Raw genomic sequence first — 11,328 nt, 5'->3', positions numbered from 1 at the left:
TAAATAATAATGCTTTTATTCTATAAAGCTGTATCGTCTTCTATTTGTCTCATTAGATCCTCGATATTTGCAGAATTTGCCTTATCGTTATATATCTTAAGAACACTTATAGCATCATCTTTTTGCTTTAGGTTATATTTTGACTTTGCAAATATTATCCAGCTCTCTTCATTATTGCTATCAAGCTCATTTGCTATCAACGCCCATTTTTCACTATTTTTATAGTCCTTAACATCATAGTATCTTCTTGCAATAAGTAGTGCAATGTCAGAGCTATTTGATTTTTCAAATTTTGCTGTTAATTCATCTACCGAAACTTCAGAACCAGAAGATTGTATTTGGAATTTGTTTATATTTTGCAAGCCACCAATACTCTTTGCGGGTATATGTTTTTCAGAATCAAAATTTAGTTTTTCTTCTTTTGGAGTGGCTACTGCCACTTGTTTTCCGCCAATATTTTTTTGAGTATTGCTAACTCTCTGTGTATCTTGTTGTATATCGCTTGCATTTACCCAGCCGTGTTGCTGAATTTCTGTATTTATATTATCTGAGATATCTTCGTTTGCAATGCTATTATTTTGCGTATTTGGCGTATTTTCAGTTCCTCCAAAATTATCAGAATTTAGTAAGGTATTGTTGCTTGGGTCTATTTTTTGCTCAGGTTCAACATTTTCAGAATGCTTTATGGTGTCTTTATTGTTTTTTCTAGCATCATTACTAATTGTAGTGCTGTTGTTATTACTTATTAGTGAATCTTTTAATAAATAAAAAGTAAGCGATGACACAGAAACAGATATAGCTAAAACAGCAGAAATAGCGTATATATAATTCTTTTTATCCGAAAACTTAAACTCTTTTCTCTTTTTGTCGTAGGCTCTCCATCGCCTTTCTAGCTCCAATATTTCATATGTTTCAAGCATCTATAAGCTCCGATTTGATGGCTGCCATCTCTAAAATTTTTGTTACCATTTTGTCACCGCCTATTATAGTTGGTTGATTTGCATCAAAATATTCGTAAAGTTCAAAAATATTAAACATTAATTTATTTAGCATTCTTAAATTTCCCTGGCTTAATTCATTTAGAAGACGAAATTGTTCTTCGGTAAATTTTAAAAAAATATAAAAAAACTGACTATTTTGTAACTTATTTTCCAAATAAACTTTCATCTCCTCTGTATCGATAGAGCCCATCTCTATACTTTCCCAAACTCTTGACTTAAAGTAATCTCTCGATAGTACATCTTTATCAATCGTTTCGTGCGTGGCAAAAACAAATTTAAATAGACCGCTATCTGACATTATACGAATTTTTTCTAGTAAAATCTCAGGATAAAGCTGTGACTCGTCAAGAATAACTATTACTGGTTTTTTATCTTGACTATCTTCGATTTTAGCTTCGTATATTTTAATAAACTGCTCATAGCTTTCAATTTTTTCCTGAGATTCTTTTCTAAAAATACCTTCATACAATGATTTTACAAATTCTGATTCATTGAAAAAGGGATATGGAAAAAAAATAATGTCACTACGATCTTTAAGATCGCTTACGATTTTTTTTAGCAAAAATGTTTTTCCGCACCCAGGCTTGCCGTAAAATAAAATTAACTTGGCAGGCTTTTGTAACAAATCTAAAATTTTTTTATATGCAATAATAGACTTATCTAAATTTATGTAGTTATTTTCTTGTGCTACATCAATAAATATATTTTTTAGAGTAGTATATTTATTGCTCATACGTTGACCTCGAAAAACCTAAATCTTTAAGAGACTGATTGATTGGTGTAGCATTTGATGTGTCAACTATTCTTGGGGTTATAATAAATACAAGTTCTGTTGTCCTAAGATTATCTTTTGTGCTTTTAAATGCATGTCCAAGCACAGGGATGTCTCCCAAGAATGGTACCTTTGTATTTTCCTTGCCTTTAGACTGAGCTATAAGCCCACCTAAAACGATTGTATCACCGCTATTTACCTGCACAACAGTAGAAAGCTTTTTTTGTATAGTATCTGGTGCGATTTCTCTTATGGTTGTACTTTGCCTAACATCATCTTCATTGTATTTGAAGCTGCTAAGAGATGGATTAATACGGAGCATAATCTTATTATCGTCTGAAACCTCTGGTAAAATGTTAAGCAAAATTCCTATAAAAACAGAATATTGCTTATAGGTTATAGTGGTTTTACCATTTAAAGCGTTATTGTTTTGACTTTCTTCCTGAACTCTATAGTTTACATTATCTCCCACGGAAATTAGGGCCTGTTGATTATTTAAAGTTGTAATTTTCGGGCTTGAAACAACTTTTGTTCTTCCATTTGTTTCTAGAAAATTTAAAACGCCGTCTAAATTAAAATTAAAACCTGCAATCAAATTCATGCTTTGAGAAAAACCACCGCCAAGACCGTTTCCTCTATTTGACCAAAATAGGTCATTTGCCGGAATCATTCCATATGTTCTGCTTAAAGTGGTCGTAGGATTACCAGCGGCGTCTTGTCCTACTGTTTCAGTTACGCCAGTTACAACCGTACGATTGTATAATCCGGTTTTAAAACCTATATTAAATTTACTCCAGTCAACACCTTTTGTGTAGCTATTGGCAAGCTCTACAGATATTATAGATACATCTATGACTACTTGTTTTTTAAGTCTTTCTTGAATATCTTTAATGTATTCAGAAACTCTCCTAAGCTGTGCTGCTGTGCCGGTTACAGTGACTAATCCTGCATTGGCATTGATGATAGGATCTGGCGCAACGATACTTTCTGTCGTATTGTTTAGTATCGCTTTAATTTCAGTATCTAATTTTTCCCAAAAATCAAACTTTTCAACTGTTCTTATTATATTATCAAGCTTGCCACCGCCCTTAGTAATATCTGTAGATCCACTATCTTCTTCTCTCTCTCCTACTTCTATTGGGGCAGAATCAACAGAGGCTTTTGTTATAGCGGTTCCTTCTCTTACGGATGTTATATAATCAATTTTAAAAGTTTTTGTCTGAAGGGATGAAATTTTTAATATATCTTGAGAAAAGGTATAGCTCATATCTTTTTCAGATAGTAAAAGGCTAAAAATTTCATTCAATGTTTTATCTTTTATATTGATTCCAAAAAGAGGTTCGCTTATGGCGTCTTTAGCAAATTGATCTTTTGTAACAACACTAAAATGACACATATCGGATAGTTGCGTCAACACCTCTTGAACTGAAACTTGTTCATTAATTTTAAGATTAAAAACCCTTTTTTCACAACCATTGCCATATGCTGATGTTAACGATATTGCGGCTATAATAGATATTTTAAATAATTTATTTAATTTTGATAATGACATTTTTATTTGCCCCTTTTGTTAAATTTAAGTCAATTTTTTCATCTTTATTTGCTAAAGTAATACTTTTGGATCCAATGTTTACCAGTTCATATTCACCTATTTTATCTTTTACCCGATACCAATGTCCGCTAATTTTAGCTTTGTTGCTAAATATTGCTTGTAAATCAAAAGTTTGATTATCCGAAACATTATTGTTATTTTCAATGCTAATGGCTTTTGTTTTTAAAAAAGGATCAGATATGGTTTTTAGTTCGGATTCATTTAAGCCTTTACGTTGCTCATTTATCGCGCCGAATAACTGATTATAATGCTCTATCTCTTCTTGAGAATTATCCGCCATGGATATAGAGCAAAATATCGCTAAAAAAAACAAAGCACAAGTTTTCATTGATATTTCATCCCCCATATATAAATTCCCATATTTCCTCTTAGTTTGCCATTTGTAGAATTTATATCTATATTATTCACATCTACTACCAATTTTGATTCTTCAATAGCATTTATATAGCTTACGATATCCCTATAATCACCGTCGACAGATATATTTACATCAAGTACTTGCTCTATTTTCTGAGCATTAGGTTCTTTAAATGTATTTATTATTTTTGTTATTTTTACATTATTCTTATTTGCTAAAAATGCTAAATTATCTAAAAAATCAGCCCAACTCTGTTCATTAAAAATTAGATATGATAGCTCTTTTAACTTATTATCAAAATATTGATTCATGTTTTGGGCATCAGCGAGCTTATTTTGCTGTTGTAATAACTCGTTTTGTTTTTTATTTATCATAAAATTTCTATCGTTACCTTGGCTAACGGTGCTCAAATAAGAGTTTACCTTGTTTAGATCCTGGGTTATTCGATCATTTTCCCTTATTGAGTCATCATAATAATTTTGCGCATATGGTATTACCGCATAGTATGCTATTGCAACAGATAAGAAAAAAGCAACAATTAACATCATTGTTACTTCGCTAGGTTTTTTTTCATCAAAATAGTTATCGATTTTTGTAAGTGTATTATCTTTTTTCATCATTTAATCTTTATAGTAACATTTGTTTCATATGAGGGTGCCCCATATTTTTTATCTAATAAAATTTCTTTTGTTAATATAGAGTATTTATCGGAGGTATTTATATTTTGCATCAACTCCGTTAACTTTTTTTCATCTTTGCTTACTAATGTAACTTTCATGTCTCTATTTGAGTTATTTATTCTTGCGGTTTGTATATCTTTGTTGTTTATTAGATTGCTGAGCTCAAATAACACAACGCCCTTCATCGGATAACTAACTTTTTTATCATAAATTTCTTTAATAGTATTTTTTCTAAAATCAATTACAACTTGTTCTTCCTCGATAGATTTTGATACGCCTGAAATTTGTTGTTCAAGGGCTGCTATTGCCCCTTCTATCCTTATTTTATCTGCATTATTGATTTCATATTCGCTTTTTTTATCGGCAGTGTCTACGTCGGTAATAATTCCTGATACATAAAGATACAATGGATATAGTAATCCAATTAGTAGCCCAAGCAGTGTATATAGTATTAATTTACCGCTATTGCGTTGAAATAGCGGTAGTGGTCGTAGAAAATTGGAAAAGTTAAAATCGTTTTCTTGCGTTTCTTTGTAATATTGTGAATTGATTGCCATAATATTGTGAATATTATCAACTTCAACCTCTTTTGAATTTATGGCAATATTTAGATCAAGGTAATTAGTAGGTATACTTACTTTCTCTTGTATAAATTCTGCAAAATTACCCATTTTTACGTCAGTTACTAAATTTATATTTGAAACATTTGATCCTAGAAAGCGACTTAAACTATTTATTAAGTCTCCTATATAATAGGAAATTTCATCAAATATTTCAACTATAAAATCCCTACTTCTATCATCTTGAGTATTTGTTCCATTTTTTATAATATTTAAAAAAACATTATCGTTTAGCTTATTGCCGCTTAAAGTAGCAAATTTCTCGCTAATATTTTTTATTGAATACCTAAGTGGTCTTGATTGAACATACTCTCCGTTTTGATAAATAGCTATAAAAGCATCATCATCCTGCAACACCACGAAAGCATCGGTATTTTGGGCTGAAAGCATATTTTTTTTATAAAGCGCATGAAACATTAGCGGGGCAGCCACCACATAGTCTATATACGGAATTTTTTTAAGAGCCAAAGAGAATAATTGATCGGTTGATAAAATGTCAGATATAAATACGTTAAAAATTTTAGTTTCAGACGATATGCCTAAAGTTTCGTTATACACAATTTTATACTCAGAAGACGGATCTAGACCAAACTGCTCATAAGCCTTGATTGTTATTAAATTTGATATATCATCCTCGTCCGTTGATAGCGGTATTTCTACACTACCCGACATGATATCTTTATATTTGATATACGACATAAAAAAACTATTTTTATTTGCTTTGCTTAGGTCTATTTGGGAAATTTTATTACCCGAAAAGGCATATGAAGTTTGCAAATACGGATCATGCGTTACTATGTTTGCCACTTCATTTTTATTTTTTGCCATTTTTAAGCATCCTTCAATATAAACTTCAAATTCTAAGTTAGTTTTGCCCTATACTAGGCAACTTGCCACATTCATTATACCATAAAAATATATGACTTAATAATTATTTATAAAATATTCAAGCTTTTTATAGTTTTTTCGTCTTTGCGCCAGTCTTTTTTAACGACTACAACGAGCTTTACGAGGATTTTTTGTCCCGTAAAATTTGATATTAACTTTCTTGAATTTATCCCGATTCTTTTGATAGTTTGACCATTTTTTCCTATAATTATAGACTTATGTGTCTCGCGTTCGGTGATTATGGTGGCATAAATTTCAGTTATATCTGGTTTTTCTTTGACTTTGTCTATGAGCACGTCGGTAGAGTAGGGGATCTCGTCGCTTAGATTATCATAGAGTGCCTCTAGGATAAATTCACGAAAAATTTCTTTTTCGTTTGTCGGCGTTAAAAATTCCGGATCGTAAAAATACTCATGTTCTGGCAAAAGCTTGCAAATTTCATCTAAAAGCGGCTTTTTGTAGGTTTGCTTTTTGACGCTAAAAGGCAAAAGTGCTGTAAATTTGTCTTGAAATTTTTGATATTGCGCGATTTTTTCAAGCACCTTGGCGTTTGAAACTTCGTCAACCTTGGTGAGCACCAAGATATATGGTTTTTGCGGATTTAAATTTAGAAATTTGACGTAGTCGTCTATGCCGTCGTGAATGGGCGCCAAAAACACGATCGCGTCGCAGTCGCCCATCGATTTTATCGCTTCGTTTATCATTAGTTTGTTTAGCGTTTTGTTGCTCTCGTGAAGTCCCGGCGTATCTGTAAAAACGATCTGATCTTCGCCGTTCATCACGATACCGCTGATCTTTCGCCTCGTAGCGTTTTGCTTGTGCGAGACGATGGTGATTTTCGCATCAAGCAAAAAATTTAAAAGCGAGCTTTTGCCTGCATTCGTACGGCCTATGATGCTTACAAAGCCTGATTTCATAAGATATATCTCGCCAGGTCTTGATCCTCGACGACGTCTGAGAGGCGCTTTTCTACGAGGGCTTTGTCCACTTCTACCGTTTTGCCGCCGTGCTCGTTAGCCTCAAAGCTGATATCCTCGATCACGCGCTCGATCACGGTGTGTAGGCGTCTAGCGCCGATATCTTCCATTTTCTCGTTGGCGTTTTGAGCGATTTTAGCGATAGCTTTTATGGCGTCATCCGTAAATTTAAGCTCAACGTTTTCGGTTTTTAAAAGCGCTTCGTATTGTTTGAGTAGCGAATTTTTAGGCTGAGTTAAAATTTGATAAAGCGCATTTTCATCTAGACTATCAAGCTCAACTCGCAGCGGGAAACGCCCCTGAAGCTCCGGAATTAGATCGCTTGGTTTGCTGATGTGAAAGGCGCCGGCGGCGATAAAAAGTATATGGTCGGTCTTTATGGCGCCAAATTTGGTCGTCACCGTCGAGCCCTCCACGATAGGTAACAAGTCGCGCTGTACGCCTTCTTTGCTCGGATCTTGCCTGCCGGAGTTTCCTGAGCTCACCGCGACCTTGTCGATCTCGTCGATAAATATTATGCCTTCATTCTCAGCTCTTCGCACGGCTTCGGTTTTGATGCTTTCCATATCTAAAATTTTATCGCTAGCTTCGTTTTTGAGCGCCTCTTTGGCGTCTTTTACCTTCATCTCTTTTTTGACGGTTTTGTTGCTTAGGCCGATGATTTTGACGAAGCTCTCTTGCATCTGCGCCATATCGGGCGGTACGTTCGCACCCGCATCAAAGCTATTTTGTACGACTTCTATCTCGATGCTTAGATCGTCTAGATCGCCGTTTTCCAGCCTGCTCATCATCTTTTCGTAGCTTTTTTCGTAGTCGGCTTTTTTCTCTTCGCTTGCACCCGCAGGTAGAGGCGGCAGGAGCTTTTTTATTATCTTATCTTTTACGTATTCGTCGATTTTCTCGCGGTTTTTCTCACGCTGTTCGGCTTTAACCAAATTTACCGACGCAGCCGCCAGGTCGCGCACCATGCTCTCCACGTCGCGTCCGACGAAGCCCACTTCGGTGTATTTGCTGGCTTCTACTTTGATAAACGGCAAACCCATCATCTTTGACAAACGCCTTGCGATCTCGGTTTTGCCCACGCCAGTCGAGCCTATCATCAGGATGTTTTTTGGCATGATGTCATCTTGCATCGTTTTATCTAGTTTCATCCTGCGGTAGCGGTTTCGTAGCGCGATGGCGATGATCTTTTTGGCGTCTTTTTGCCCGATTACGTAATCGTCTAAAAATTTCACTATCTCTTTTGGGGTTAAATTCATCTTTTCTCTATTCTAAAACGTAGGTTTTTATGTTCGTGTTCGTATAAATGCAAATTTCGCCCGCGATCTTTAGGCTCTCTTTTACGAGCTCCTCTTCGTCGATCTGGGCAAATTTATCCAGCGCACGGGCAGCGGATAAGGCGTAGTTACCGCCGCTTCCGATGGCGGCTATCTTGCCGTCTTCGGGCTCTACGACGTCGCCTGTTCCGCTTAAAAGAAAAATTTTCTCTCTATCAAGCACCAGCATCATGGCCTCTAGCTTGCGCAGATATTTATCCTTGCGCCACTCTTTGCTAAACTCGATCACGGCTTTTAGAAGGTCGCCTTTGGCGTGATCGAGGTTGTTTTCAAACATATCAAAGAGATTAAACGCGTCCGCGGTGCTGCCGGCAAAGCCTGCCAGGACCTTGCCGCTGTGTATTTTGCGTATTTTTACCGCGTTGCCTTTTAGCACCGTGTTGCCAAAGCTAACCTGTCCGTCGCCGCCGATGACCGATTTATTCTTGCCTTTGTAGGCTAAAATTGTAGTCGCGTGAAACACTTATTCGCCCTCGACGTCTAGTTTTAGCGTGGCGCGCACGGCGTGGCCGAGTTTGACATCCACTTCGTAGATGCCGGTCGCTTTTATCGTATGCGCGAAGTCAAACGCCTTTTTATCCACCACCAAATGATGATTTTTTTCTAGCGCTTCTGAAATTTCATCCTTCGTCACTGCGCCAAATAGCGCGCCGTTTGCTCCGAGCGGCTTTTTGACCTTAAGCGTGATTTTTTCGATCTCGGATTTTAGCTTTTCTATATTTGCGATCTCGTATTTTAGCTCCTCGGCCTTACGTTTTTGCTCGGCTTCGTACTGGCGTAAGACATCTGGAGTCGCAGCTTTAGCAAAGCCTTTTCCGATTAGGAAGTTATTTCCGTAGCCTTCTTTTACCTCTTTGATTTCGCCGGCTTTTCCGAGCGATTTTACGTCTTTTATTAGTAGTACTTTCATTTTTATCCTTTATTTAGTTAAATTTGCGTCCGTTTTTGCGTCCGATGATAAATCTAAGCGCGTTTAGCTTGATAAATCCATTCGCGTCTTTTTGATCAAACACACTGTCCTCTTCAAATGTGCAAAATGCCTCGCTAAAGAGATTGTCCGTCTTGCTGTCGCGTCCTAGCACGATGACGTTGCCCTTGTAGAGCTCGACTTTGACTGTGCCGTTTACGTTCTCTTGACTCTTGTCGATGAGTGCTTGTAGCATGATGCGCTCAGGCGACCACCAGTAGCCGTTATAGATGAGCTCGGCGTAGCGAGGCATTAGCTCGTCTTTTAGGTGTGCCGCACCGCGGTCTAGCGTGATGCTCTCGATCGCGCGGTGAGCTTTTAGCATTATCGTGCCGCCCGGAGTTTCGTAGCAGCCGCGGCTTTTCATGCCGACTGAGCGGTTTTCTACTAGGTCAAGTCTGCCGATGCCGTGTTTTGCGCCTAGGCGGTTTAGCTCGGCTAGTAGCGCCGCTGGACTCATTTTTTTACCGTTTATACTAACGGGATCGCCTTTTTCGTAGCCGATTTCTATTATTTCGCTTTCGTTTGGCGCGTCTTTGGGGCTTACCGTCCAGCGCCACATATCAGCTTCCGGAGCGTGAGCAGGGTTTTCAAGCACTAGACCCTCGTAGCTGATATGGAGTAAATTTGCGTCCATAGAGTAGGGGCTTTTGCCAGGTTTCTTTTCTATTTTGATTCCATTTTTTTCGGCGTATTTTAGTAGCTTTTCACGGCTGTTTAGATCCCACTCGCGCCAAGGGGCGATGATGGTTAGGTTATCTCCCAGCGCGTAGTAGCCTAGCTCAAAGCGCACTTGGTCGTTGCCTTTGCCCGTCGCTCCGTGGCTTACGCCGTCGGCGCCTACTTTGGCGGCGATCTCAGCTTGTTTTTTAGCTATCAGCGGGCGAGCTATCGAAGTGCCTAGTAGGTATTCGCCCTCGTAAACGGCATTTGCTCTAAACATCGGAAATACAAAATCTCGCACAAATTCCTCTTTTAAATCCTCTATAAATATATTTTCGGGTTTTATGCCAAGCTCCAGCGCTTTTTGGCGTGCGGGTTCTAGCTCCTCGCCCTGACCGATATCGGCGGTAAAGGTCACCACTTCGCATTTATACTCGTCTTGTAGCCATTTTAAAATAATGCTCGTATCAAGTCCGCCCGAATAGGCGAGAACGACTTTTTTCACATCTTTTTTCATTCTCTATCCTTCATATTGAGATGACGCGTATTTTAGCCAAATTTGATTAATTTGTTATAAATATTTCCGCTAAAATCGCGTACGCTAAACGTCAAATTTACATTAAATTTAATATGCAGCGGCGAGAAATTAAAAATTTAAGCCAAATTTGGCTAAAATCGCCGCCATGAGAGTAGATAAGTTTTTAAATACCGTAAATATCACAAAAAGGCGTGCGGTCAGCGAAGACATGTGTAAAAGCGGCGTCGTGAGCGTAAACGGCGTCGTCGCCAAACCGTCCAAAGAGGTCAAGATCGGCGACGTGATAACGATCAAATTTCTAGTCAAAGAGGCGCGCTACGAAGTGCTAGCGATCCCGGAGACCAAAAGCATCCCAAAATCAGCCCAAGCGCTATACGTAAAAGAGCTATGATAGAGTTAAATTTGGGACTAGGCGAGCTTGAGGAGGTGGTAAAAATTTTACCCAAAAGCGGCATCGTTATACTGCAGGGAAATTTGGCTAGCGGCAAAACGACGTTAGTAAAAGCTATCGTAAAGGCTCGCGGCATCGATGCGGAGGTTACTTCGCCGACATTTTCGGTCATGCAAAGCTACGGAGATAAAATTTATCACTACGACATCTATCAAAACGGACTTGACGCGATTTTGCAAAACGGACTTTTTGAAAATTTGCTAGAGGAGGGGCTTCACCTGGTAGAGTGGGGCGACGAGCGACTGGAAAAGGCGCTAGCAAATTTGGGCGAAAAATGCGTCAAGGTAGTCATCTCGCCTAGCCAAAAAGGGAGAAAATACGAGGTTTACGGTGCATAAATTAGAAGTTAAAGATTTACAAAAAACAATCAAAAAAACAAACATCATAAAAGGTATCTCGCTAGAGGTCAAAAGCGGTGAGGTAGTAGGGCGGCTGGGGCCAAACGGCGCGGGCAAAACGACGAC

The 11,328-nt window shown here is 37.9% G+C and carries 14 protein-coding genes; 3 read left to right on the top strand and 11 right to left on the bottom strand.

Translation table 11 applies throughout. From position 1 onward, the window contains the following. Nucleotides 1–20 precede the first annotated feature (20 nt). From Q0546_RS00130 to Q0546_RS00080, 11 genes are all read right to left on the bottom strand, one after another. Nucleotides 21–920: a transformation system protein gene (locus Q0546_RS00130; RefSeq protein WP_298058543.1), complete on the bottom strand. Its 900-nt coding sequence runs from the start codon at nucleotides 918–920 to the stop codon at nucleotides 21–23. Next, entirely contained in the window at nucleotides 913–1,734 is an 822-nt protein-coding gene (locus Q0546_RS00125) for an ATP-binding protein (RefSeq protein ID WP_002947688.1), read from the bottom strand. Before Q0546_RS00125 ends, Q0546_RS00130 begins: the two co-directional genes overlap by 8 nt. Then, a complete protein-coding gene (gene mshL / locus Q0546_RS00120; protein ID WP_298789460.1) occupies nucleotides 1,724–3,325 on the bottom strand; it encodes a pilus (MSHA type) biogenesis protein MshL in 1,602 nt (533 codons plus the stop codon). Before mshL ends, Q0546_RS00125 begins: the two co-directional genes overlap by 11 nt. After that, entirely contained in the window at nucleotides 3,303–3,731 is a 429-nt protein-coding gene (locus Q0546_RS00115) for a hypothetical protein (RefSeq protein ID WP_298789458.1), read from the bottom strand. The genes mshL and Q0546_RS00115 overlap by 23 nt, the downstream gene beginning before the upstream one ends. After that, nucleotides 3,710–4,360, bottom strand: coding sequence for a type 4a pilus biogenesis protein PilO (gene pilO, locus Q0546_RS00110; protein ID WP_298789456.1), 651 nt, complete (start codon nucleotides 4,358–4,360; stop codon nucleotides 3,710–3,712). The genes Q0546_RS00115 and pilO overlap by 22 nt, the downstream gene beginning before the upstream one ends. After that, nucleotides 4,360–5,871, bottom strand: coding sequence for a hypothetical protein (locus tag Q0546_RS00105; RefSeq protein WP_298789454.1), 1,512 nt, complete (start codon nucleotides 5,869–5,871; stop codon nucleotides 4,360–4,362). The genes pilO and Q0546_RS00105 overlap by 1 nt, the downstream gene beginning before the upstream one ends. Nucleotides 5,872–5,978: 107 nt before the next feature. Next, complete coding sequence (gene era, locus Q0546_RS00100) at nucleotides 5,979–6,848, bottom strand: GTPase Era (protein WP_298789452.1); 870 nt, start codon at nucleotides 6,846–6,848, stop codon at nucleotides 5,979–5,981. Beyond that, nucleotides 6,845–8,167, bottom strand: coding sequence for an HslU--HslV peptidase ATPase subunit (gene hslU, locus Q0546_RS00095; protein ID WP_298789450.1), 1,323 nt, complete (start codon nucleotides 8,165–8,167; stop codon nucleotides 6,845–6,847). The genes era and hslU overlap by 4 nt, the downstream gene beginning before the upstream one ends. A gap of 7 nt (nucleotides 8,168–8,174) precedes the next feature. Further along, entirely contained in the window at nucleotides 8,175–8,708 is a 534-nt protein-coding gene (hslV, locus tag Q0546_RS00090; protein ID WP_002950269.1) for an ATP-dependent protease subunit HslV, read from the bottom strand. After that, a complete protein-coding gene (rplI, locus tag Q0546_RS00085) occupies nucleotides 8,709–9,155 on the bottom strand; it encodes a 50S ribosomal protein L9 (protein ID WP_002945216.1) in 447 nt (148 codons plus the stop codon). Nucleotides 9,156–9,168: 13 nt separating this feature from the next. Beyond that, the gene (locus tag Q0546_RS00080) at nucleotides 9,169–10,392 is read right to left on the bottom strand and encodes an argininosuccinate synthase (protein WP_298789446.1); all 1,224 of its coding nucleotides are present in this window, start codon (nucleotides 10,390–10,392) and stop codon (nucleotides 9,169–9,171) included. A 166-nt stretch (nucleotides 10,393–10,558) separates the two neighbouring features. Between Q0546_RS00080 and Q0546_RS00075 the strand changes: the two genes are divergently transcribed. The 3 genes from Q0546_RS00075 to Q0546_RS00065 form a co-directional block, all read left to right on the top strand. Next, entirely contained in the window at nucleotides 10,559–10,804 is a 246-nt protein-coding gene (locus Q0546_RS00075; RefSeq protein WP_297940412.1) for a S4 domain-containing protein, read from the top strand. Continuing rightward, nucleotides 10,801–11,202, top strand: a complete 402-nt coding sequence (tsaE, locus tag Q0546_RS00070) for a tRNA (adenosine(37)-N6)-threonylcarbamoyltransferase complex ATPase subunit type 1 TsaE (protein ID WP_298789443.1) — start codon at nucleotides 10,801–10,803, stop codon at nucleotides 11,200–11,202. The genes Q0546_RS00075 and tsaE overlap by 4 nt, the downstream gene beginning before the upstream one ends. Beyond that, the coding region (locus Q0546_RS00065) for an ATP-binding cassette domain-containing protein (RefSeq protein WP_298789463.1) at nucleotides 11,195–11,328 on the top strand (134 nt) is incomplete at its 3' end. The genes tsaE and Q0546_RS00065, both read left to right, overlap by 8 nt.

It is taken from the genome of uncultured Campylobacter sp. (genome assembly GCF_937997465.1).
Taxonomy (GTDB): Bacteria; Campylobacterota; Campylobacteria; order Campylobacterales; family Campylobacteraceae; genus Campylobacter_A.
This window is presented reverse-complemented; position numbering and strand designations above follow the sequence as displayed.